This is a genomic window from Mesorhizobium sp. IMUNJ 23033, assembly GCF_044778005.1.
GTDB lineage: Bacteria > Pseudomonadota > Alphaproteobacteria > Rhizobiales > Rhizobiaceae > Mesorhizobium > Mesorhizobium amorphae_A.
In genome coordinates this window covers 155194-179624 of sequence record NZ_JBJACT010000004.1, presented here as the reverse complement: position 1 = coordinate 179624, position 24431 = coordinate 155194, and the positions used below count along the sequence as shown (strand labels likewise).

The following is a 24431-nucleotide window of genomic DNA, read 5'->3' as shown; positions in this document are numbered from 1 at the left end:
AGGCTCGATGACATCCTACCGCAACTCCGATCCGCGGCCGCCGATCATGCAGGGCTCGCCGCCAGCCATGGTGCCGCCTCGGCTCGATTGGGACAGGGGCCCTTGGAACCGCTGGGCATTCCAGCACATCCGCGAATTCCTGCCGACCGCCGAGGTCTGGCGCGGGCACGGCCATCGCCGCCGGCTCGAACTGGCCGAGGTCGATCTCGACGCGCTGCCGGTGGAGGACAGCAGCGGCTCGGCAACGACGCTAGCCGGGCTACTCGACGAGACCTATACGGACGGTTTCCTCGTGCTCAAGGACGGCAAGGTCGCCTATGAGCGCTATTTCAACGGCATGGACGAGCGCACGCTGCATCTGTCGCAGTCGATGGCGAAGTCGGTGACCGCCTCGGTGTTCGGCATACTGGTAGGACGCGGCCTGATCGACCCGGCCAAACCGGTGACGACCTATCTGCCGGAGCTCGGGTCCACTGGCTGGGCGGGTGCCAGCGTGCAGCATGTGCTCGACATGACCACAGGCGTGCGCTTCTCCGAGGAATACACCGACCCCTATTCCGATATCGGCCAGGTCGATGTCGCTGGCGGCTGGAAGCCGGTGCCGCCGGACAGCGATCCGGCGTTCCAATGGCCGTCGCATATGTTCGAGCTGATCCTTGGGCTGAAGGAGCAGATCCGGCCGCACGGCGAGGCTTTCGAGTACCGCTCCATCGAAACCGACGTGCTCGCCTTCATCATGGAACGGGTGACCGGCAAGCGGCTGCCGCAACTGGTTTCCGAAGAGCTCTGGCAAAAGCTCGGCGCGGACGAGAGCGCCTGCTTCACCGTCGACAGCGCCGGCTACGCGGTGGCCGACGGCGGCTTCAATGCGACGCTGCGCGACTATGGCCGCTTCGGCCAGCTGATCCTCGACCGTGGCGGCGGCGTGGTGCCGGCCGACTGGATCGAGACGACGCGCAATGGCAAGCATGCGCCGGATTTCAATCCCAGCCTGCCGGAAGGCAGCTATCGCAACCAGTTCTGGATCGAGGACCCGCGCTCGCGCGCACTGATGTGCCGAGGCGTGTTCGGGCAGATGATCCATATCGACTGGGACACGAGGATGGTGGTGGTGAAGCTGTCGACCTATCCGGATTTCACCAACATCGCCTATTCGGTGGCGACGCTGAAGGCCGTGCACGCCATTGCCGCGGCGCTCGCCTAATCTCCAGGAAAAAGAGCCGGAAGGAATGCCATGACCGGCAAGACCGCGTTCGAGACCAGATATGGCTTTGCCCGCAGTGCGGTGCTGCTTTCCAACTGGCGCGAAAACCCGTTCAACCGCTGGTCGTTCCAGAATGTCGGCGAGCTGGTGCCAAGCGCGCCTGTCGCGGCGTCAAGCGGCACAGAGCCGCCTCGGCAAGAACTCGGAAGTCTGCTTGGCGAAAAAGTCAGCCTGGCGAATGGCCCGGAAACGGTGGCGGCCTTCCTCGCGCGTTCGGACACCGACGCGCTGACGATCATGAAGGCCGGTACGATCATTGGCGACTGGTTCGCGCCGCATATGGATTTCGGCGGACGCCACATCATCTTCTCGATCAGCAAATCGTTCACCGCCATTCTCGCCGGCATATTGGAAGGTGAGGGGATTTTCGATCCGGAAGCACCTGTCATCAGTTACATTCCGGAAGCCAAGGGATCGGCCTATGGCGATGCGAGCGTCCGGCATGTGCTCGACATGAGCGTCAGCCTCGACTTCGAAGAGGCCTATCTCGATCCGGAAAGCGCCTTTGCCCGCTATCGCCGCGCCACGCTCTGGAACCCGGGCGGCGGCACGGAAAGCCTGCGCGAATTCATCCTGACGCTGCAGCGGCTGGCCGAACCACATGGCCAGACCTTCCGCTATCGCTCGCCCAATTCCGACCTGCTCGGCATGCTGGTCGAGCGCGCCTCCGGCCAGCGTCTGACCGATCTGCTGCGCGAGAAATTGTGGCTGCCGCTCGGTGCGGCGAGCGAAGCCTCGATTACCGTCGACATGGAAGGGACGGCGCGCACGGCCGGCGGTATTTCGGTGACGCCGCGCGATCTGGCGCGTGTCGGCGAGATGATGCGGCAGGGCGGCACAGCCAATGGCCGCCGCATCGTGCCGGAGGCCTGGGTGCGCGACACGGTCGAAACAGGCGGCAGTTCCGAAGCCTGGCAGCGCGGCACGATGGCCTTCCTGTTTCCGCAGGGACGTTACCGCAACAAATGGTACCAGACAGGGGCGCAAAGCGGCGCCTTCTGCGGCATCGGCATCCATGGGCAGTGGCTGTACGTCGATCCCAAGACGGAAGTGGTGATCGCAAAGATGTCGTCGCAGCCGGTGCCGGTCGACGATCCGCTCGATGTCGCGGCCGTCGCCTTTTTCGAGGCGCTGAGCCGGATGGTCTGAGGCGTTCCGCGCCTCGCCCGCGGCACGCTTTCCTGTGGACCTCTCATGCCGGCGAAAACAGCGCGGTTGGCGGCGCGGAGATCCCGGCCTATGGTCGCCGCTCTTTTCGACAAGGCATGAGAGCAGCATGGCATCCGACATCAAGCGCATCGCGGCAATCATCGCGGCCGAGATCAGCGCGCGGCCAGAGCAAGCAGCGGCGGCGATCGGCCTGCTGGACGAGGGCGCGACAGTGCCGTTCGTGGCGCGCTACCGCAAGGAGGTCACCGGCGGGTTGGACGACACGCAATTGCGCGACCTTGCCGAGCGACTGGCCTATCTGCGCGAATTCGATGCGCGCCGCGACACCATCCTCGGTTCGATCCGCGAGCAGGGCAAGCTGACCGAGGAGCTTGAAGCCAAGATCGCCGCCGCTGCCACCAAGGCCGAACTCGAAGACATTTATCTGCCCTACAAGCCGAAGCGGAGGACCAAAGCCGAGATCGCCAGGGAGCGTGGGCTGGGGCCGCTGGCCGAAGCCATTCTTGCCGACCGCTCGGCGGTGCCCGCCGAACTGGCACTCGCCTATGTCACGGAAGAGGTGGCGGACGCCAAGGCGGCGCTCGACGGCGCGCGCGACATCCTGTCGGAACAGTTCGCCGAGAACGCCGATCTGGTCGGCAAATTGCGAGCCTACATGAAGGAGCGCGCCTTCCTGCGCGCCAGGGTGGTCGATGGCAAGCAGGAGGCCGGCGCGAAATTCTCCGACTATTTCGACCATGTCGAGCGCTGGGCCAACGTGCCGAGCCATCGCGCTCTCGCCATGCTGCGCGGCCGCAACGAAGAGGTGCTGTCGCTCGACATCGAAGTCGATGCCGACGATGCGTCTGCGGTGAAGCCGGTCGAGCGGATGGTCGCCAACGCCTATGCCATCGGTGGCAGCCTGCCGGGCGACCGCTGGCTGATGGAGGTGGCCGGCTGGACGTGGCGCATAAAATTGTCGCTGCACCTGACGCTCGATCTGATGCGAGACCTGCGCGAGCGGGCCGAGGAAGAGGCGATCCACGTCTTTGCCCGCAATCTGAAGGATTTGCTGCTTGCAGCACCAGCCGGATCGCGACCGACGATGGGGCTCGATCCGGGCATCCGCACCGGCGTCAAGGTCGCGGTGGTCGACGGCACCGGCAAGCTGATGGCGACGACGACGGTCTATCCGTTCCCGCCCAGAAACGATGTGCGCGGCACGCAAGCCGAACTGGCGAAGCTTGTCCGCCTGCACAGGATAGAGCTCATCTCGATCGGCAACGGTACGGGCAGCCGCGAGACGGAGAAGCTGGTGGCCGACATGCTGTCGGGTCTGCCGACCGACAGCGGTCTCAAGCCGCTCAAGGTGATCGTCAGCGAAGCCGGCGCCTCGGTCTATTCCGCTTCGGCGACAGCGGCGGCGGAATTTCCCGGCCTCGACGTGTCGCTGCGCGGCGCGGTGTCGATCGCTCGGCGCCTGCAGGATCCGCTGGCCGAACTGGTCAAGATCGAACCAAAGTCGATCGGCGTCGGCCAGTACCAGCACGATGTCGACCAATACCGGCTCGGCCGCTCGCTGGAAGCGGTGGTCGAGGATGCGGTCAATGCCGTCGGCGTCGATCTCAACACGGCGTCGGCGCCGCTGCTGGCGCGGGTTTCAGGCCTTGGCGCGTCGCTCGCCGACGCGATCGTCGCGCATCGCGATGCGGCCGGCCCGTTCGCCAGCCGGAAGGATCTGCTCAAAGTCTCCCGCCTTGGGCCGCGCGCCTTCGAGCAATGCGCCGGCTTCCTGCGCATCCCGAACGGCAGCGAGCCGCTCGATGCTTCCTCCGTGCATCCGGAAGCCTATGGTGTGGCCAAGAAAATCGTCGCCGCCTGCGGCCGCGATCTGCGCTCGCTGATGGGTGACAGCGCGGCGCTGAAGGCGCTCGATCCGCGCGTCTTCGTCGACGAGCGGTTCGGCCTGCCGACGGTGCGCGACATATTGGCGGAGCTGGAAAAGCCCGGTCGCGACCCGCGCCCCGGCTTCAAGACCGCGACCTTCGCCGACGGCGTCGACGACATCAAGGATCTGAAGCCCGGCATGCTGCTCGAAGGCACCGTCACCAATGTCGCGGCCTTCGGCGCTTTCGTCGATATCGGCGTGCATCAGGACGGCTTGGTGCACGTCTCGCAACTGGCGGACCGCTTCGTCAAGGATGCGCATGAAGTGGTCAAGGCCGGCGACGTGGTCAAGGTGCGCGTCGTCGATGTCGACATCAAGCGCAAGCGCATTGCTCTCTCCATGCGCAAGGACGGCGACGGTGGCGCATCGAAGGGGCCGCGCGACACCGGCGGCAAGCCGGCACCGCGTTCGCCGGCGCCGCAGCGCCAGCCGGAACGGCCGGCCCAGCAAGGCGCGTTCGGCGCCGCATTGGCGGATGCGCTGAAGCGGAAGTAGTTATTTCTCCACCGGGAGATGACCCAGAAGCCAGTCGCGAAAACTGGCGACGGGCGGATGGCCGCGCTTGTCGTGCGGCACGACGAGATAATAGGCGCTGCGGCTTTGCATCGGGCGGCCCGGCGCCGGTACGAGTTGGCCGCGATGCAATTCGCCGGCAATAAGGATCTGCGGCAGCAGCGCCACGCCAAGGCCAGCCATGCAGGCCTGGGCGGCGGTGCCGAATTGCTCGAACTGCATGCCCGGTCCGGTCGGCGCGCTCAGCCCCTGATGCTCGAACCACTCGGTCCAGGCGCCGGGGCGCGTCGCCATATGGAGCAGCGGCAGGCGGCCGATATCGGCGGCCGTCGCGATCTCGCGCCCAGCCAGGAATTCGGGCGACACGACCGGCGCCACCGTCTCGCGCATCAGCAGCGTGGAGTCGGCTTCCGGCCAGTCGGGCAGGCCGTAGTGAATGGCGGCATCCAGCCTTTCCCGGGCGAAGTCGAAACGGCCGATGCGGGTGACGAAATTGATGGTGATGTCGGGGTTGCTTGCGACGAAATCCGGGATCAGCGGCATCAGCCAGCGGGTGCCGAAGGTCGGCAATATGGCCAGGTTCAGGATACCACTATGCCGATTGCTCATCAATCCAAGAGCCGCGTCGCGCAACTGGCCAAGCGCGGAGCGTACCGCCTCGGCGTAGATTTCGCCTGCCGTCGACAGCCGGACATTGCGGCTGTCGCGCTCGAACAGCCGGCGGCCGAACTGCTCTTCCAGCAGCCCGATCTGCCGGCTGACGGCGCCCTGGGTCAGGTCGAGTTCCCGTGCGGCGGCGGTGAAGGAGCCGAGGCGCGCCACCGCCTCGAAGGCGGCAAGGGCGCTGATGTTGGGCAAGAGGCGGCGCTGGACGTTCATGATTCATTACTAACGCTCATTGATCGGTGATGCAATTTCGTTTGATTTTTTCGGGGCGGAGGCGGATAAGCCCGGCATTCGAATTTTTTCTTAGAAAGACCGAGCCATGGCCGCCGACAAGAACGCGTTCGTCTGGGAAGACCCTTTCCTGATCGAGAGCCAGCTTTCGGAAGACGAGCGCATGGTGCGCGACGGTGCTGCGGCCTTTGCCGCCGACAAGCTCGCGCCGCGGATCGAGGAGGCCTACCTCGAGGAGAAGACCGATGCCGGCATCTTCCGCGAGATGGGCGAGGCGGGCCTGCTCGGTATCACCATTCCGGAAGAATATGGCGGCCTCGGCGCCAACTATGTGACCTACGGGCTGGTGGCACGTGAAGTCGAGCGCGTCGATTCGGGCTACCGCTCGATGATGAGCGTGCAGTCGTCGCTGGTCATGTATCCGATCCATGCCTATGGCTCGGAGGAACAGCGCAAGAAATATCTACCGAAGCTGGCCTCGGGCGAATGGATCGGCTGCTTCGGCCTGACCGAGCCGGATGCCGGCTCCGATCCGGGCGGCATGAAGACGCGGGCCGAAAAGACGGCGAACGGCTACAAGCTCAGCGGCTCGAAGATGTGGATCTCCAACGCGCCGATCGCCGACGTGTTTGTCGTCTGGGCGAAGTTAAAGGGCGAGAACGGCAAGGACGAGATTCGCGGTTTCGTGCTGGAGAAGGGCATGAAGGGACTGTCGGCGCCGAAGATCGGCGGCAAGCTCAGCTTGAGGGCCTCGATCACCGGCGAAGTGGTGATGGAAGGCGTCGAGGTCGGCGAGGACGCATTGCTGCCCGATGCCAAGGGCCTCGGCGGTCCATTCGGATGCCTCAACCGGGCGCGTTACGGCATCTCCTGGGGCGCCATGGGCGCGGCCGAGGATTGCTGGCACCGGGCCCGCCAATACGGCCTCGACCGTAAGCAGTTCGGCAAGCCGCTGGCCGGCACGCAGTTGTTCCAGAAGAAGCTCGCCGACATGCAGACCGAAATCGCGCTGGGCCTGCAGGGCTCGCTGCGCGTCGGCCGGCTGATGGACGAAGGCAAGTTGGCGCCCGAGATGATCTCGATCGTCAAGCGCAACAATTGCGGCAAGGCGCTCGACATCGCCCGCCAGGCCCGCGACATGCATGGCGGCAACGGCATCCAGATCGGTTACCACGTCATGCGCCACGCGCAGAACCTGGAGACGGTCAACACCTATGAGGGCACGCATGACGTGCATGCGCTGATCCTCGGACGGGCTCAGACGGGTATCCAGGCGTTTTTCTAAGCTGGGTAGATATTCAGGTGATGCCGGCCTACAAACGGCAACTTCCTGTGCTACCGGTGCTCACGTACTTGAGTACGCTCCGCTCCGGTTCTCGGAAGTCACCATTTTCGGCTCGGCCTGACCTGAATCTCAACACAGCTTAGCCGGCAACGCTGCTTAAATTAGGTGCAGCGCAACATCTCTGCTTGGAGAATGACCGCCAGATGTGTCAGGGTTCAGCGAATTCGTTTGAAACGCCGATCTCCGGGGCCCCATGGCAATTCTGGCAGCCGTCTACCACCTGACCCACTACAAATACGACCGGCCGGTGGTTCTCGGCCCGCAGGTCATCAGACTGCAGCCGGCGCCGCATTCCCGCACCAAGGTCTTGAGCCATTCGCTGAAGGTCGAGCCAAAGAACCATTTCGTCAATCTGCAGCAGGACCCCTACGGCAATTTCCTCGCCCGTTTCGTCTTCCCGGAGCCGGTGACCGAACTGAAAATCGAGGTCGACCTCGTCGCCGACATGACGGTCTACAATCCGTTCGATTTCTTCGTCGAGCCGTCGGCCGAGACGTTTCCGTTCGAATATCCGGAAGAGATCCGCGACGATCTCGCCATCTACCGGACGCCGGAGCCGGCGGGGCCGCTGCTGTCAGCCCTCCTGAAGACCATCGACCGCAGCCCCAAAAATACCGTCGATTTCCTCGTCGACCTCAATGCGCGGCTGCAGCGCGAGATCGCCTACATCGTGCGCATGGAAACCGGCGTCTTCTCGCCCGAGGAGACGCTGGCCGCCGCCAAGGGATCGTGCCGGGATTCCAGCTGGCTGCTGGTACAGATCCTGCGCAATCTCGGCATCGCCGCGCGTTTCGTCTCCGGCTATCTGGTCCAGCTCAAGCCTGATCTCGTCGCGCTCGACGGACCGCCCGGCACGGCGATCGATTTCACCGATCTGCACGCGTGGTGCGAGGTCTATATACCAGGTGCCGGCTGGATCGGCTTCGACCCGACCTCCGGCCTGCTCACCGGCGAAAGCCATGTGCCGCTGGCGGCGACGCCGCATTTCCGCAACGCAGCGCCCATTTCCGGCATGGCGAGCTTCGCCAATGTCGAATTCGGCTTCGATATGCGGGTCGACCGCATCGCCGAGCATCCGCGCATCACTAAGCCGTTCTCCGACGAAAGCTGGCAGGCGCTCGATGCGCTGGGCAACAAGGTCGATGCCGCGCTCCAGGCCGGCGACGTGCGGCTGACCATGGGCGGCGAGCCGACCTTCGTGTCGATCGACGATTTCGAGTCGGCCGAGTGGAACACCGCCGCCGTCGGCCCGACCAAGCGCGAAAAGGCCGATGCGCTGATTAGAAAACTGCGCGAGCGTTTCGCGCCGGGTGGTTTTCTCCACTATGGCCAGGGCAAATGGTATCCGGGCGAAAGCCTCCCGCGCTGGACCTTCTCGCTCTACTGGCGCGCCGATGGCGAGCCGGTGTGGAGCGACCCGACGCTGATCGCGCGCGAAAAGAGCGACGCAAAGGTCGGGCCGCAGCAGGCCGAAAGCCTGCTGACGGCGATCGCCGGCGAACTCGGCATCGACAAGTCGATGGTCAGTGAGGCCTATGAGGATCCGGCCGAATGGCTGCTCAAGGAAGGCAAGCTGCCCGACAATGTCGATCCGTCCAACTCGAAGCTGGAAGACCCGGAAGAGCGCAGCCGCATGGCGAAAGTGTTCGAGCGCGGGCTGACCAAACCGTCGGGTTACGTGCTGCCGGTACAGCGCTGGAACAGCCAGGCATCGGAACCGCGCTGGCGCTCGGAGAAATGGAAGACGCGCCGCGGCCGCCTGTTTCTGGTGCCCGGCGATTCACCGGTCGGCTACCGCCTGCCGCTCGGCACGCTGCCCTATGTGCCGCCGGCGCAATTCCCCTACATCGTGCCGGTCGACCCGTCGCTGCCGCGCGGACCGTTGCCGGCGCGCACGGCCATCCTGCCCGCAGCGGCGCCGGCAGAGCTTGAAGGTGCCGACGAAATGGCGCGCCGCCAGCAGGCGGTGTCGTTCACGGCCGCGACCGGCCAGCAGGACCGGGTCGAGCAGGAGATCACCGAGATCGGCGGCGCGGTGCGCACGGCACTCTCGGTCGAGCCGCGTGACGGGCGGCTCTGCGTGTTCATGCCGCCGGTCGAGGGGCTGGAAGACTATCTCGAACTGGTCGCGGCGGCTGAGAACGCGGCAAAGGCGATCGGCCTGCCAGTGCATATCGAGGGCTATGGCCCGCCGCACGACCCGCGCCTCAACGTCATCAGGGTGGCGCCGGATCCGGGCGTCATCGAAGTCAACATCCACCCGGCCGCGAACTGGCAGGATTGCGTGGCGACGACGACGGCGATCTACGAGGAGGCGCGGCAGACGCGGCTTGGCGCCGACAAGTTCATGATCGACGGCCGCCATACCGGCACCGGCGGCGGCAACCATGTCGTGGTCGGCGGTGCGACCCCCGACGACAGCCCGTTCCTGCGCCGTCCTGATTTGCTGAAGAGCCTGGTGCTGCAATGGCAGCGCCACCCATCGCTCTCCTATCTGTTTTCGGGCCTGTTCATCGGCCCGACCAGCCAGGCGCCGCGCTTCGACGAGGCGCGCCACGATTCGCTCTACGAGCTCGAGATCGCCATGGCGCAGGTGCCGCATCCGGACAAAGGCGCAGCACCCTTGCCGTGGCTGGTCGACCGGCTGTTCCGCAATCTGTTGACCGACGTCACCGGCAACACGCACCGCTCGGAAATCTGCATCGACAAATTGTTTTCGCCCGACGGACCGACGGGCCGTCTCGGCCTGGTCGAGTTCCGCGGCTTCGAGATGCCGCCCAATGCGCGCATGAGCCTGGCGCAGCAATTGCTTGTTAGGGCGATCATTGCCCGCGCGTGGAAGAACCCGCTCGACGGCCGCTTCGTGCGCTGGGGCACGTCGCTGCATGACCGCTTCATGCTGCCGCACCATGTCTGGGCGGATTTTCTCGACGTGCTCGACGATCTCAAGCTCAACGGCTTCGAGTTCCGCCCGGAATGGTTCAACGCACAGCTCGAATTCCGCTTCCCCTTCTGCGGCGAGGTTCAGCATGCGGGCATAAAGCTGGAATTGCGGCAGGCGCTGGAGCCCTGGCACGTTATGGGCGAGCAAGGCGCCATCGGCGGCACCGTGCGTTTCGTCGATTCCTCGGTCGAGCGGCTGCAGGTCAAGACCGAAGGCCTCAACCCTGAGCGCCATGCAATCGTCTGCAATGGCCGCACCGTGCCTATGAAGGTGACCGACAACCGCGAGATCGCGGTGGCCGGCGTTCGCTTCAAGGCCTGGCAGCCGGCGTCGGGCCTGCACCCGGCGCTGCCGGTCAACACGCCGCTGATCTTCGACATCTACGACCGCTGGTCGGGCCGCTCGGTCGGCGGCTGCGTCTACCATGTCGCGCATCCCGGCGGGCGCAGCTACGACACCTTTCCGGTCAATGGCAACGAGGCCGAGGCGCGGCGGCTTGCCCGCTTCGAGCCGCGCGGCCATACGCCGTCCGGCTACGCGCTGCGCAACGAAGAAGCCTCTGAAGATTTTCCGATGACTCTTGACCTCCGGCGGCCACCAAGACTCTGATCAGCGATGGCAAAGGGGAATCAGAAAAAGATACGTGGCAAGCCGCTGACGCACAGCCTGCTTGAGCACTACCAGCCGATCGACGGCGTCGTCGACGAGATGGTCGATGCATCTGGCAATCCGCGTCCGGTCTGGCAGGATTTCATCGAGGCGCTGGAGGAACTGGGGCCGGAAAAGCTCGGCCAGCGTTTCGCCCGCGCCGACCAGTATCTGCGCGACGCCGGCGTCTACTACCGCGTCTACGACAAGGCCGGCGCCAACGAGCGGGAATGGCCGCTGGCGCATGTCCCGCTGCTGATCGAGGAAAAGGAGTGGGCCGACATCAGTGCCGGTCTCGTCCAGCGCGCCGATCTGTTCGAAGAGATTTTGGCCGACATATACGGGTCGAACCGGCTGATCGACAAAGGCATTCTGCCGGCCGGCCTGATCGCGGCGAGCCCCGAATATTTGCGGCCGGTCGTCGGCGTCCGGCCTGCCAGCGGCCATTTCCTCCACATGCTCGCCTTCGAACTCGGCCGCGGCCCGGACGGACGTTGGTGGGTGCTGGGCGACCGCACGCAGGCGCCTTCAGGAGCGGGCTTTGCGCTGGAGAACCGCGTCGCCACCACCCGCGCGCTGTCCGACATCTATGGCGAGATGCATGTGCATCGGCTTGCCGGTTTCTTCCGCCGTTTTCGCGACGCGCTGATCGGCATGGCCAAGGTATCGGGCGGCCGCGTCGCCATCCTGACGCCGGGGCCGCTCAACGAAACCTATTACGAGCACGCCTATATCGCCCGCTATCTCGGCATCATGCTGCTCGAGGGCGAGGACCTGACCGTCTCGGGCGGCAGACTGATGGTGCGCACGGTCTCGGGGCTGAAGCCGGTCGGCGTGCTGTGGCGGCGGCTCGACGCCGCCTTCGCCGATCCGCTGGAGCTCAGGCCGGACTCGCAGATCGGCACGCCGGGGCTGGTCGAGGCAATCCGCCATGGCGCGGTTTCGGCCGTCAACGCGCTCGGTTCCGGCCTGCTGGAAACGCGGGCGCTGCAGTCGTTCCTGCCGAGGATTGCGCGCGAGTTGCGGGGTGAGGAGCTTCTCTTGCCAAGCGTCGCCACCTGGTGGTGCGGGCAAGAGAGCGAGCGCCGGCATGTGCTCGCCAATTTCGACCGCATGGTTGTCGGTCCGGCGCTGTCGACGCGGCTTGCCTTCGAGGATGACGATTCGACCCGGCTCGGGTCGACACTGTCCGACGAGGAACGGGCCGAACTGGTCGCCCGGATCGAGCGCGATGGCGGCGGCTTCGTCGGCCAGGAAGCGGTGACGCTGTCGACCACGCCGGTCTATATCGGCGGCTGGCTGGAGCCGCGGCCGGCAAGCCTGCGCGTCTATCTGGCTCGAACACCGGAAGGCTGGACGGTGATGCCCGGCGGCTTTGCCCGCGTCGGCTTTTCGCTCGATCCGACGGCGATCGCCATGCAGCGCGGCGGCCAGGCGGCGGATGTGTGGGTGGTCAGCGACAGGCCGGTGGAGCGCGAGACGCTGCTGCCGCAGGAGCACGACAGCTTCACCCGCACCATGCCAGGCAGCTTGCCCAGCCGGGCGGCGGAAAACCTGACATGGCTCGGCCGCTATATCGAGCGGTCGGAAGACACGGTGCGCATCCTGCGCGCCTATCACGTGCGGCTGGCCGAGACCTCCGACCCGGAAATGCCGCTGCTTGCCGACATCAGGGAATATCTCGAACCGTTCGGCATCGACGTCGATTCGGCGATCCCGCTCGGCCTGATCAGCACGCTGGACAGCGCTGTCTACAGCGCCGGCCAGATCCGCGACCGGTTTTCGCCCGATGGCTGGCTGGCGCTGAAGGATCTGTCGAAGACCATCCATCAGTTCGCGACCACTGTGGCGCCGGGCGACGACGCGACGCGGGCAATGACGGTGATCCTGCGCAAGCTCGCGGGCTTTTCCGGCCTGCTGCACGAGAACATGTACCGCTTCACCGGCTGGCGTTTCCTGGAAATCGGCCGGCGGCTGGAGCGCGGCATCCAGATCGCCCGCACGCTGGCGTGCCTGACCAGGACCGGAGCGCCGGACGGGGCGCTCGATATGATGCTGGAGATCGGCGACAGCGTCATGACCCATCGCCGGCAATATCCGGTGCAGGCCGGGCGGCGCACGGTGATCGATCTCCTGGCGCTCGATCCGCTCAATCCGCGCTCGATTCTGTTCCAGCTCGAGCGGCTGAAAGCCGAAATCGGGCTGTTGCCCACCGTCGGCGGCGAGGGGCATATGTCGCCGGCGGCCAAGGAGATCCTGCAGCTCAACACGGCGATCGCCGTGATGGAGCCTTCGGACATGACGGCGAATGCACTCGACGATCTCGCCGGCGAGATCGGCGGCCTCTACAACAGCGTCGCCAAGGCCTATTTCGGATAAGACCAAGGCAGCCATGCTCTACGACATCAGGCTTCATCTCAGCTACGACTACGATGCCGCGGCCGGCGGCGGCCGCCATCAGGTGCGCGTGCTGCCACCGACCATATCGGGCGTGCAGCGGGTGGTCGCCGCGTCCCTGTCCTTCGCGCCGGCGCCCAGCGAACGCGCGGACTTTTCCGACTTTTTCGGCAACAATGTCACCTCGATCGCCGTTCGCGATGCCCATGATGCTTTGGACATCCGGATGAGCGCGCGCGTGTCCGTGTCGCGCCCGGAGCCCGGGCTCGACGTGTCGCCCGGCATAGACCGGCTGAAAGAGGAGCTCGGCGCGGTGCGATCCCTGGCGCCCGATGCTCCGCATCACTTTCTCGCCGCCAGTGATCATGCCAGCATCGACGCGGCGATCACGGCATACGCGCAAGCGAGCATCGCCGATTCGACCGCCGGCACGGTCATGGATTTGTGCAACCGCATTCATCGCGATTTCACCTATGACGGCAAGGCGACCACGGTCCAGACGCGCGCCAGCGACGCCTTCGGCCTGAAGCGGGGCGTCTGCCAGGATTTTTCGCATATCATGATTTCAGGCCTGCGCGGCCTCGGCATTCCCGCCGGCTATGTTAGCGGGTTCCTGCGCACCATTCCGCCGAAGGGCAAACCCCGGCTGGAGGGCGCCGACGCCATGCATGCCTGGGTCAAGGCATGGTGCGGGCGCGACGCCGGCTGGCAGGAATTCGATCCGACCAATGGGATGCGGGCAAGCAACGACCACATCACCGTCGGTTACGGCCGCGACTATTCCGATGTGGCGCCGATCGTCGGCGTGCTGAAGACCACGGGCGGACAGGTCGGCGAGCAAGCGGTCGACGTCATTCCGGTCGCCCTCGAGAAAGTCTGACCGGATCCCAGGTTCAAGCTGTTCGTAAGTCTCCGGGCGAGCAAAGACTGCTTCTCAAACGCCGATGCTGCCGTTATCTTGGGGACAGGGGTTGGGGCCGCCGGACACAAGCGCCGGCGCGGAGTTTGCACTTGAAAGCGGTCAGCGTCATCATTCCGGCACATAATGCGGCGGCCACGATAGCCGGCACGCTGGCGTCGCTTCGTTCAGAGGCGGCGGTCATCGGCGAGGTGCTGCTGGTCGACGATGCGTCCTCGGACGGCACGGCTGCGGTGGCTGAGGACGTCGCCGCGCGGCTGGCCTTGCCGTTGCGCGTGATTGCGTCGAGCTGCCGGGACGCCGGCGGCGCCCGCAATCTGGCCCTGGCGCAGGCGGACTGCCCATGGATATACATGATCGATGCCGATGATCTGCATCTGGAAGGCGGCCTGAGATCGCTGCTTTCGCGAAGCGACGCGCAACCGCGAGCCGAGATGGTGGTCGGCGCCTTTCGCCGCCGCACCAAGGGCGAGCACCACCAGTTCAAGTTGCCGTACGGCTATACGGCCACCGGCATCGCCAACGCTTCGGCCTATCTGGAAGGTCAGGTTCGCTCGATCGCGGTCGGCAGCGCGCTGGTGTCCCGGCGCGCGGTCGGCGAGACGAGGTTCCCGACCGCGCTCGCCTATGACGAGGACACGCTGTTCTGGGCGCGGCTGATGTGCCGGGCCCCGCTTGCCGTCATTGCACAGCCCGTCATGACCTACTTCGTCTCGGCGGAGCGCTCCGACGACCGTTTCACGATTAAGCCGGCACAACGCTTCCTCGCCTGGCGCCACGCCTTGCGTCAACTCACCGACTGCGGCATCGCCAGGGCGACACTGAAAACGAGGGAAGGCCTGGTCGCGCTCAAGATCGCCCGCGTCCACTATGCGCGCGGCGACTTTGCCACGGCAGCGCGGTTCCTTGCCGTGGCCAAGGCCGCGCCGAAGATCCCCTCGGACATTTGGCGCTGCATGCGCTACCAGTTCAAGCTCGCGGTGCGGCGCCGTTTCTCCATTTCACACGCCCTGCTGCAAAGTGCCTGATTCACACCGGCCGAAGCTTGCTGTGGTCGTCATTGGCTACCGCGCGCCGGTTCAGATAGTCGATGCGGTGACATCTCTGCTTGATCAGAACACGCCGCTCGAGATCGTCGTGGTCAACTCAGGTGGTGGGGACGTGCTGGCACTGTTGGCTGGCGTTGGGATCAAGGTGCCGGTGATCGAGATCAGTCGAAGGCTGTTTGTCGGTGCGGCCCGCAATGTCGGCATAGCGGCGACACAAGCGCCCTTCGTTGCTTTTCTTGCTGACGATTGCCTCGCCTGTCCCGGCTGGGCCGAGGCACGGATAGAGCGACATCTGGCCGGCGACCGCATGGTGGCGAGCGCCATCGTGAACAGCCATCCGCGCAATCTGATTGCCTGTGCGGCTCATCTGATCATGTTCATGCGACGACTTCCCGGTTTGCCGGCGGATCGTGCGCTGCGATACGGCGTGTCGTTCGATCGCCGGCTGTTCGATGAATACGGCTTGTTCGATGAAGAGCTGCGAGCCGGCGAAGATACCAACTTTCTGGACAGGCTGCCGCGGGAACCTCTGCCCGTCTGGGAGCCGCGTGTGCAAACAGTGCATCGCAATGAAACAAGCCTGGTGCGACTGTTTGCCGATCAATACCGGCGTGGATGTCGACGCGGTGACTACCTTGTCGCGTCCAGCCCAAAGACGCCGTTCCGATTTTTTCGCGACACCTTTCACGACCGGCATAATGTCCGCAAGCTGGCGAAGATCGGGCTTTCCGGACGGGATCGAACCTTCGCGATGATGTCGCTGCCAATTGTCTGGCTGGCCCTGTTGATCAAATCGGTGGGCGTCTATGCCGGCGCGCGCGACGGTGCGAAAGCGGGCAAGCAACTGCAATGATGACATCCCACATGAAACCCCAACCTGCGCGACGGACCAGATTGTTCCGCTCGCGGCAGAGAGTTATCGCGGTCTTCAGCTATCGCTTTGACGCGCATCTGGTTTCCGATCTTATCGCCAATCTCGATCCGATCGTCGATGGCTGGATTGCCTATGACGATCGCAAGGCGACGGGGGCTTTCAGCAGCGAGCCGCGTCGGCGGCACGCCCTGCTCGCGGCGGCGCGCGACGCTGCCGCCGACTGGATTTTGGCTATCGATCCCGACGAGCGGCTGGAGCGCGGTGCGGCGGAGCGGATCGCAAAATTGACGAGTGTCTACAGGCGAATTGCCTGGGGGTTCAGACTCCGTGAAATGTATTCGCCGACCGACTACCGCGTCGATGGGCTATGGGGCGAAAAAATTCAGTACCGCCTGTTCAAAGCCTACGACCCGGCAAACTGCCGGTCCAAGGACCTTCATGATCTCTGGTATCCTTCCAGTGTCGGGTTCAAAGCCAGGGATAGCGGGCTCAACCTCTATCATCTGAAAATGATCGAGCCCAAGCGGCGGATCGCCCGCCGTGATCTTTATGACTATCTCGATCCGGGGCATGTGCTTCAGGACGTGGGCTACGATTACCTCGCTGACGAGGCCGGGGCAGTCTTTGAACGCATTTCCCCTGGACGCGAATACCATCCACCTCATGTCGACGATGGCGGCCTGTGGATGGCCGACATTGCAGCCGGGATGCACGGCCGGCCACCCTGATCAGTCAACCCCGAAAACATTCCCTGACGACGGAACCTGCCGTCGATCCGTTGCTTATCTACGCGGAAGTTCCCGCGGAGAGGACATGCTGGACAAATCCGGGTCGTCACACGACCAATCGGCCGACAGGAAAGTTGCACCAGGCAATGGAGCGGCGACGAATGGCGCCCAGGCTTCCGCCGACCAGGTGTCGCTGACCTATGTTTCCGACAGCGAAGCCGGCATCCGCCGCCTCAGGGCAGGCAAGGGCTTCTCCTACAAGGGGCCGAACGACCGCGCGGTGAGCGAGAGCACCATCGCGCGCATCAAGGCGCTCGCCATACCGCCGGCCTGGACCGATGTGTGGATATCGCCCGATCCGGACGGCCACATCCAGGCGACCGGCCGCGACCAGCGTGGACGCAAGCAGTATCGCTATCATCCACTATGGGCCGAGGAGCGCGACGGGGCCAAATATTCGAGCCTGGTCGCCTTTGCCGAAAGCCTGCCCGAACTGCGCCGCCGCATCGATGCCGATCTGCGCCGCCACGGCCTGCCGGCGGAACGCGTTGTCGCGGCGGTTGTCTGGCTGCTCGACAACACCATGATCCGCGTCGGCAACGCCGCCTATGCGCGCGACAACAAGAGCTTCGGACTGACGACGCTGCGCGACCGTCATGTCGACATCAGCGGCTCCAGCCTGCGCTTTGCCTTCAAGGGCAAGTCCGGCAAGGAATGGAAACTGAATCTGGTCGATCGCCGGATCGCCAGGATCGTGCGCGGCGCCCAGGAGCTGCCGGGGCAGAAGCTGTTCCAGTATCTCGACGAGGACGGCAACAGGCGTCCCGTGCGTTCCGACGACGTCAATCGCTACATCCGCGATGCGGCCGGCGCGGATTTCAGTTCCAAGCACTTCCGCACCTGGGGAGGAACAATCCATGCCGCCTCGCTGTTTGCGCAGACGGAGGTTCCCGAAAGCCAGGCGCAAATCAGGCGGGTGATGAACGGCGTCATCGACAAGGTCGCCGAGCGGCTGGGCAATACGCGCGCCGTCTGCCGCAAATGCTACATCTATCCCACCGTCTTCGAGGCCTGGTCGCAAGGGCGACTGCTCGGTGAAATGGCGCAGGCCAACAAACGCAAACGGGCGATACCGGGGCTCGATGACGAGGAGACGCTGATCCTGCGATGGCTGAAGATGCAAGAGAGCTGATGCGGGCGGGCGAATTTCTCGCGGGCTCATGATGCGCCATCGCAAGCCCAGATTTTTTTATCGACCTTATGTCGGGAACGGTCCTACTGTCTCGTCCTTTGACAGAGAAAAGGACCGATCATGCTCTACGCTATCCTCTGCTATGCTTCCGAAGACGTCGTTTGCTCCTGGAGCAAGGAGCAGGACGATGAGGTCATGGCCAATCTCCTCAACGTCCAGGAAAAATACGCGCAGGCCGGCCGGCTTGGCCCGGTGGCGCGGCTTTTGCCGACGACCGCCGCGACAACACTGCGCAAGGTCAAGGGTGAATCCGTCGTCATCGACGGCCCGTTTGCCGAGACCAAGGAACAGTTCCTCGGTTTCTATACGCTCGAATGCGCCGATCTCGACGAGGCCGTGGAGTTCGCCCGCGAACTCTCCGAGGTCAACCCCAGCGGCGGTTCCTACGAGATACGCCCGGTTTCCGTCTACAACCCCGCCAGAGTTCCCGCATGACCGAGCTTGCCTGGATCAGCAATGCGATCAGCACCGCCCGTCCGCAGGCGATGGGCGCGCTGCTGCGCTACTTCCGCGACCTCGACGCCGCGGAAGAGGCTTTCCAGGACGCGTGCCTCAGGGCACTAAAGAACTGGCCGAAAAACGGCCCGCCGCGCGATCCCGCCGCCTGGCTGATCTTCGTCGGCCGCAACAGCGGCATCGACGCGGTGCGCAAGCGGTCCAAGCAGGCGCCGCTGCCCGAGGAGGACCAGATCTCCGACCTCGAGGACGCCGAAAGCGATATCGCCGAGCGGCTGGACGGCGCGCATTATCGCGACGACATTTTGCGGCTGTTGTTCATCTGCTGCCACCCGGACCTGCCGGCGACGCAGCAGATCGCGGTCGCGTTGCGCATCGTCTCCGGCATCACGGTCAAGCAGATCGCGCGCGCCTTCCTGGTCGGCGAAAGCGCCATGGAGCAGCGCATCACCCGCGCCAAGGCGCGCATTGCCGACGCCGGCGTGCCGTTCGAGACGCCGGGCGCGGTCGAGCGCTCGGAGCGGCTCGCGGCGGTCGCCGCCATGGTCTATCTGATCTTCAACGAAGGCTATTCGACCAACAGCGGCGAGGCGCCGGCCCGCGCGCCGCTCTGCGAAGAGGCGATAAGGCTGGCGCGGCTGCTGCTCAGGCTGTTCCAGACCGAGCCGGAGATCATGGGGCTGACGGCGCTGCTCTTGCTCCAGCATGCGCGGGCGCCGGCGCGTTTCGACGACAACGGCGAGATTGTGCTGCTCGAGGACCAGGACCGCAGCCGGTGGAGCCGCAAGATGATCGACGAGGGCTTGGCGCTGGTCGACAAGGCGCTGCGCCACCAGAAGCCCGGACCCTATCAGGTGCAGGCGGCGATCGCCGCGCTGCATGCGCGCGCGGCGAAGCCCGAGGATACTGACTGGACCGAGATCGACCTGCTCTACAGCCTGCTCGAACAGATGCAGCCGTCGCCGGTGATAACGCTGAACCGCGCCGTCGCGGTGGCCAAGGTGCGCGGCCCGGAGGCGGCCCTTGCCATGATCGAGCCGCTCGGGGAAAGACTGTCCGGATATTTCCACTTCTTTGGCCTCAAAGGCGGCTTGCTGATGCAGCTTGGCCGCGGCGAGGAGGCGCGCGTCGCCTTCGACCGTGCGATTGCGCTGGCCAACACCGCAGCGGAAGCCGCCCATATCCGCATGCATATCGATCGCCTGATCAAGGACGGCGCGGCGAAGGCCACCGCGAAGACAGCGCGCTGAAGCCCGTCTGGCTCAATCGTGCAGCCCAGGCTTAGACCATGCCGGGGTGGCGGTTTTTCCCTGAAACGAGTAATGCCACGCCATGACAGCGCCCGATGGCACAATGGTGCGTGGCGCAAGGCTTTGACCTCCGTCCTATAAGCGACGGGATCTGAAAGGGACAAAAATGACGATAGCGAAGGAAACGGCCGAACTGCTGGCGAAACTGGGCGTCGCCAAGGATGCGCTAGTCGGTGGTGATCTCATCGTGCGCAGCCCGGTGACGGGCGAGCAGATCGCGGCGCTGAAGACGATCTCGCCGGCCGACGCGACAAAGACCATCGACGCCGCGCACAAGGCCTTCCAGGCGTGGCGGCTGGTACCGGGGCCGAGGCGCGGCGAGCTGGTGCGGCTGCTCGGCGAGGAATTGCGCGCGCACAAGGCCGAGCTTGGCCGACTGGTGTCGATCGAGGTCGGCAAAATCCCGTCCGAAGGCCTCGGCGAAGTGCAGGAGATGATCGACATCTGCGATTTCGCCGTCGGTCTCTCCCGGCAATTGTACGGCCTGACCATCGCCACCGAGCGCCCCGGGCATCGCATGATGGAGACCTGGCATCCGCTCGGCGTCGTCGGCGTCATCTCGGCCTTCAATTTCCCGGTGGCGGTGTGGTCGTGGAACGCAGCCCTTGCGCTGGTTTGCGGCGATGCCGTGGTCTGGAAGCCGTCGGAAAAGACGCCGCTGACCGCACTGGCCTGCGAGGCGATTTTTGCGCGAGCGGTCAAGCGCTTCGGCGCGGATGCGCCGCAGGGCCTGGCACCCGTGCTGATCGGCGACCGCGCCGTCGGCGAGATCCTGGTCGACCATCCCAAAGTGCCGCTGGTTTCGGCCACCGGCTCGACCCGCATGGGCCGCGATGTCGGTCCGCGGCTGGCCAAGCGCTTTGCCCGCGCCGTGCTGGAGCTCGGCGGCAACAATGCCGGCATCGTTTGCCCGACGGCCGATCTCGACATGGCGCTGCGCGCCATCGCCTTCGGCGCCATGGGCACGGCCGGCCAGCGCTGCACGACGCTGCGGCGTCTGTTCGTACATGACAGCGTCTACGACGCGCTGCTGCCGCGCCTGAAGAAGGCCTATCAGAGCGTTTCGGTCGGCAATCCGCTGGAGACCTCTTCGCTGGTCGGTCCGCTCATCGACAAGGCCGCGTACGAGGCCATGCAGAAGGCGCTGACGGAAGCCACTGTGCATGGCGTCAAGGTGACCGGCGGCTCGCGGGTCGAGAACGGCCATCCGGACGCCTACTACGTGCATCCGGCGCTGGTCGAGATGCCGAAGCAGGTTTCGCCGGTGACGGAAGAGACGTTCGCGCCGATCCTCTATGTGATGAAATATTCCGATTTCGACGCCGTGCTCGACGAGCACAATGCGGTCGGCGCCGGACTGTCATCGTCGATCTTCACCCGCGACCTGCAGGAGTCCGAGCGCTTCCTCGGCGTCGACGGTTCGGACTGCGGCATCGCCAACGTCAACATCGGCACGTCGGGCGCCGAGATCGGCGGTGCCTTCGGCGGCGAGAAGGAAACCGGCGGCGGCCGCGAGAGCGGTTCGGACGCCTGGAAGGCCTATATGCGCCGCGCCACCAACACGGTGAACTATTCCAAGGCGCTGCCGCTGGCGCAGGGCGTATCCTTCGACATCGACTGAGGACGGTCGTCCCGTTCTGGCGGCCTTGACCGCCGAACCGTCAAACAAAAGCCGACGACGCCTGAGGCGTTGTCGGCTTTTGCGTTTAGCGGGCTGTTTCGAAGGCTTTGCCGGTCGCCGGGTCGAACAGGCGCAGCGCGTCCTCGTCGAAGGTGAAGGCGCATGGTTCGCCCTTGGCGACGCGGGCGCGTGGCGGCAGGCAAGCTGTCAGCCGTTGACTGCCGATGCGGGCCGTGGTGACCAGTTCCGGGCCGGTGAGTTCGACCACGTCGATCTCGACCGGCAACGAGAACTCCGTTGCGGCGCCGGTTGCCAGGCGAAGCGCCTCGGGCCTGATCCCGACAATGACCGGCGCGCCGTTCGGCGCCGCGTTCCTGAAGCCGGCCGGTAGCGTCAGCCGCGCGTCCGAGCCTGCAATGGCTAGCTGTCCATTCTCGACTGTTGCTTGCAGCATGTTCATCGACGGCGCGCCGACGAAACCCGCCACATAGAGCGTCGCCGGGTAATTGTAGATCTCCTCGGGCGTGCCGAGCTGCTCGATCCTGCCGTCGCGCATGACGGCGATGCGCGTTGCCAGCGTCATCGCCTCGATCTGGTCGTGGGTGACGTAGACGACGGTGGTCTGCAGCATCTGGTGCAGGCGCTTCAACTCGGTGCGCATTTCCAGGCGCAGCTTGGCGTCGAGATTGGAGAGCGGCTCGTCGAAGAGAAAGACCTGCGGCTTGCGCACCAGCGCCCTGCCGATGGCGACGCGCTGGCGCTGGCCGCCGGAAAGCTGGCCAGGCTTGCGGTCGAGCAGGGGTTCGATCTGCAGCAGTTTCGCCGCGTCGCGCACCGCCCTGTCGCGCTCGGCGACAGGAACCTTGCGCATCTCCAGCCCGAAACCGATGTTGCGGTGAACGGTGAGGTTCGGATAGAGCGCGTAGGACTGGAAGACCATGGCGATGTCGCGGTTCTTCGGGTGGACGCCGAGCACCGAGCGGCCGCCGATCATCACCTCGCCGCTGGTCGCTTCGGCGAGCCCGGCGATAATGTTGAGCAGCGTTGACTTCCCGCAGCCGGACGAGCCGAGCAGCACCAGGAACTCGCCGCTTTCCAGGGCGATGTCGATGCCTTTCAGCGTTTCGACGGCGCCGTAGTTCTTGCGGATGTCGCGGATTTCAAGCGCGCTCATGGCTGGCGTCCTCGAATTGCAGGGCTCCGCCATAGTTGCGGGGCAAAGTGGAGATGGCGCGAGACGCCACCTGTGTCGCGAAGGAGAGGCACGAGGCCAGCGGCTGGTCGCGCGTCAGTGCCGCCAGGAAGGCGGCGTTGAAGACGTCGCCGGCGCCGATCGTGTCGACGACCTTCACGTCGGGCGCCGGCGCTTCGACGAGGGCGCCATCCGGCCCGACGGCGAGGGCGCCTTGCGGTCCGCGCTTGACCACGGCCACGGCGCCTTTCTTCATGCCGAACCTGATCTCGCGCGCGGCATCGACGGGGTCTTCCAACGCAGCAAGGGTCAGCGTCTCGACCTCGTTGAACAGCGCCAGCTCGCAGCGCGACAGCCAGGCAAGCGCAGCCGTGCAGTTCGCCGCCGTCCAGCCGTCGATCGGCCATCCGGTGTCGAGCGCCACGGCGATGCGATGCCTGTCCGCCCAGTCGAAGAACGCGTCATAGTCGCGGGTGAGATCGTCGGTGAGGAAGGCGCCGCAGAGCAGTGCGCATCCGCCCGACAGCCGCTTGCCGTCGAGACCGGAGATGACGTCGGCGAGGCTCAGGCGCGGCAAGTGCCCGCGCGTGGTGAAGAAGGTGCGCTCGCCGTCGGGATGGGTCATGCCGACCGACAGTGTCGTGCCCTCGGGGCGCATCGGCCATTTTTCGGCGCGGTAGCCGAAGGCTTCACGCAGCCAGCGGCCGAACTGGTCGTCGCCGACATTGGCGGCGATGTCGAAGTCGACGTCCAGCGCCTGCCAGGCAAGTGCGGTGTTTCCCGCCTGTCCGCCGACGCGCAACTCGTCATGGTCGACGACGGTCTCGGTCCCCGCCTTGGGCCACGGTGCGACCGGGCCGACGATCAGGTCGACATTGACGTTGCCGATCACCGCAAGCGGCCGCATTCATTCGCTCCTGGTGATCTTGGTGGAGCGGACCGGCGTGCCGGCATCGTCGACGCGGGCGTCGGCGAAGGCGATCATAAGGCGCTGCGCCACCGGCAGCATGGCAAAGATCGCCGCGAGCCCCGAAGCCGGCTTGAGGGCGAGCGTCACGGCTCCAGAGACCGGCGCCTGTCCGGAGGAATCGAAAATGACGAGCGGCGCGCCGGCTTCGACCACGGAGACGGCCATGGCGGTCACCAGTTCCGCCGTCGGGTCGTCGCCGCGAAACAGGATGACGCCGGTGCGCTGGCCAAGCATCTCCATCGGTCCATGGCGAAGCTGGCCGCCTTCGAGGGAAAAGCAAGGCAGCCGCGACAATTCGGTGAGGCCGAGCGCCAGCGCTTCGGCGAGGCCCTGCAGTCGACGGCCGGAGGTGACGATGGTCGTCACGCCGCTCAAGGCAGCAAGCGCGATGTCGATATCGACGGTTTCAGGGGCTTCCAGCGCCGCAAGGGCGGCGGCCGGATCGTCGCCGAGCGCCGCCAGGATCGCCAGGTGCAAGGCGAAGCTTACGGTCAGGCTGCGGGTCGCGGCGAAGGCCAGTTCCGTGCCGCCGGCGCCGATCAGGCTCGGCGCGGTTCTGGCAAAGAAGGAGGCACTTTCCAACGTCAGGCCGAAGGCGTCAGCACCATCGCCCTTTTCTGCGAACCATCTGACGACTTCAGCGCTTTCGCCGGACTGTGAGGTGACGAGCACGGTCCTGCCGGCGAGCGGCAGCGGCTGTCCCAATTGCTCGGAGAGCGGCAATGCGAGGGCGTCTATGCCATGCGCCCGGTAGAGCGGTTCGACGGCCCGTCCGACCGCATGCGAGCCACCCATGCCGAGCAGGAGCAAACGGCCGCTCTGCCGGATCGCGGCCGCGACCTTTGCCGCGATGGTCGCGTTCTGCTGGAATGAAGCGATGGCGTCTGCATGCTGGCGCGCCATTTCGCGGTCGATCGCGAGGAGGCCAGCCGGGCGGGGTTTTCCTGCAGGCATT

The 24431-nt window shown here is 65.3% G+C and carries 18 protein-coding genes; 14 read left to right on the top strand and 4 right to left on the bottom strand.

The window, feature by feature from the left end; all coding sequences use genetic code 11:
* Positions 1-7 precede the first annotated feature (7 nt).
* From ACFX5Q_RS06060 to ACFX5Q_RS06050, 3 genes are all read left to right on the top strand, one after another.
* Entirely contained in the window at positions 8-1204 is a 1197-nt protein-coding gene (locus tag ACFX5Q_RS06060; RefSeq protein WP_404276165.1) for a serine hydrolase domain-containing protein, read from the top strand.
* Between the two features lie 30 nt (positions 1205-1234).
* Positions 1235-2413 (top strand): serine hydrolase domain-containing protein, encoded by a 1179-nt coding sequence (locus ACFX5Q_RS06055; RefSeq protein ID WP_404276163.1) that lies wholly within the window; start codon positions 1235-1237, stop codon positions 2411-2413.
* A 127-nt stretch (positions 2414-2540) separates the two neighbouring features.
* A complete protein-coding gene (locus ACFX5Q_RS06050) occupies positions 2541-4856 on the top strand; it encodes a Tex family protein (protein ID WP_404276161.1) in 2316 nt (771 codons plus the stop codon).
* On the opposite strand, the gene ACFX5Q_RS06045 is transcribed toward ACFX5Q_RS06050, so the two are convergent.
* Positions 4857-5753, bottom strand: coding sequence for a LysR family transcriptional regulator (locus ACFX5Q_RS06045; RefSeq protein WP_404276160.1), 897 nt, complete (start codon positions 5751-5753; stop codon positions 4857-4859). It lies immediately after the preceding gene.
* Positions 5754-5859: 106 nt separating this feature from the next.
* Here ACFX5Q_RS06045 and ACFX5Q_RS06040 point away from each other — a divergent pair, with 106 nt between their 5' ends.
* From ACFX5Q_RS06040 to ACFX5Q_RS05990, 11 genes are all read left to right on the top strand, one after another.
* Complete coding sequence (locus tag ACFX5Q_RS06040; RefSeq protein WP_404276159.1) at positions 5860-7056, top strand: acyl-CoA dehydrogenase; 1197 nt, start codon at positions 5860-5862, stop codon at positions 7054-7056.
* A 253-nt stretch (positions 7057-7309) separates the two neighbouring features.
* A complete protein-coding gene (locus ACFX5Q_RS06035) occupies positions 7310-10669 on the top strand; it encodes a DUF2126 domain-containing protein (RefSeq protein WP_404276157.1) in 3360 nt (1119 codons plus the stop codon).
* Positions 10670-10675: 6 nt separating this feature from the next.
* Positions 10676-13087 carry a circularly permuted type 2 ATP-grasp protein gene (locus ACFX5Q_RS06030; RefSeq protein ID WP_404276155.1) on the top strand — a complete coding sequence of 804 codons (2412 nt, stop codon included), beginning with the start codon at positions 10676-10678 and terminating at the stop codon, positions 13085-13087.
* A gap of 13 nt (positions 13088-13100) precedes the next feature.
* Positions 13101-13985: a transglutaminase N-terminal domain-containing protein gene (locus ACFX5Q_RS06025; RefSeq protein WP_404276153.1), complete on the top strand. Its 885-nt coding sequence runs from the start codon at positions 13101-13103 to the stop codon at positions 13983-13985.
* Between the two features lie 131 nt (positions 13986-14116).
* Positions 14117-15052 carry a glycosyltransferase family 2 protein gene (locus ACFX5Q_RS06020; RefSeq protein WP_404276151.1) on the top strand — a complete coding sequence of 312 codons (936 nt, stop codon included), beginning with the start codon at positions 14117-14119 and terminating at the stop codon, positions 15050-15052.
* Positions 15053-15074: 22 nt separating this feature from the next.
* Positions 15075-15926, top strand: a complete 852-nt coding sequence (locus ACFX5Q_RS06015; protein ID WP_404276149.1) for a glycosyltransferase family 2 protein — start codon at positions 15075-15077, stop codon at positions 15924-15926.
* A gap of 11 nt (positions 15927-15937) precedes the next feature.
* Positions 15938-16675, top strand: coding sequence for a hypothetical protein (locus ACFX5Q_RS06010; protein ID WP_404276148.1), 738 nt, complete (start codon positions 15938-15940; stop codon positions 16673-16675).
* 85 nt (positions 16676-16760) lie between these two features.
* Positions 16761-17867, top strand: a complete 1107-nt coding sequence (locus ACFX5Q_RS06005; RefSeq protein WP_404276146.1) for a DNA topoisomerase IB — start codon at positions 16761-16763, stop codon at positions 17865-17867.
* Between the two features lie 120 nt (positions 17868-17987).
* Positions 17988-18362 (top strand): YciI family protein, encoded by a 375-nt coding sequence (locus ACFX5Q_RS06000; protein ID WP_192177924.1) that lies wholly within the window; start codon positions 17988-17990, stop codon positions 18360-18362.
* On the top strand, positions 18359-19633 hold the full coding sequence (locus tag ACFX5Q_RS05995) for an RNA polymerase sigma factor (protein ID WP_404276145.1): 1275 nt from the start codon (positions 18359-18361) through the stop codon (positions 19631-19633). The genes ACFX5Q_RS06000 and ACFX5Q_RS05995 overlap by 4 nt, the downstream gene beginning before the upstream one ends.
* 166 nt (positions 19634-19799) lie before the next feature.
* Positions 19800-21314 (top strand): aldehyde dehydrogenase family protein, encoded by a 1515-nt coding sequence (locus ACFX5Q_RS05990; RefSeq protein ID WP_404276143.1) that lies wholly within the window; start codon positions 19800-19802, stop codon positions 21312-21314.
* Between the two features lie 85 nt (positions 21315-21399).
* On the opposite strand, the gene ACFX5Q_RS05985 is transcribed toward ACFX5Q_RS05990, so the two are convergent.
* The 3 genes from ACFX5Q_RS05985 to ACFX5Q_RS05975 are packed head-to-tail and all read right to left on the bottom strand — an operon-like array spanning position 21400 to position 24430.
* A complete protein-coding gene (locus ACFX5Q_RS05985; RefSeq protein WP_404276142.1) occupies positions 21400-22488 on the bottom strand; it encodes an ABC transporter ATP-binding protein in 1089 nt (362 codons plus the stop codon).
* Entirely contained in the window at positions 22475-23413 is a 939-nt protein-coding gene (locus ACFX5Q_RS05980; protein ID WP_404276140.1) for a carbohydrate kinase family protein, read from the bottom strand. The genes ACFX5Q_RS05985 and ACFX5Q_RS05980 overlap by 14 nt, the downstream gene beginning before the upstream one ends.
* A complete protein-coding gene (locus tag ACFX5Q_RS05975; RefSeq protein ID WP_404276138.1) occupies positions 23414-24430 on the bottom strand; it encodes an SIS domain-containing protein in 1017 nt (338 codons plus the stop codon).
* Position 24431 lies beyond the last annotated feature (1 nt).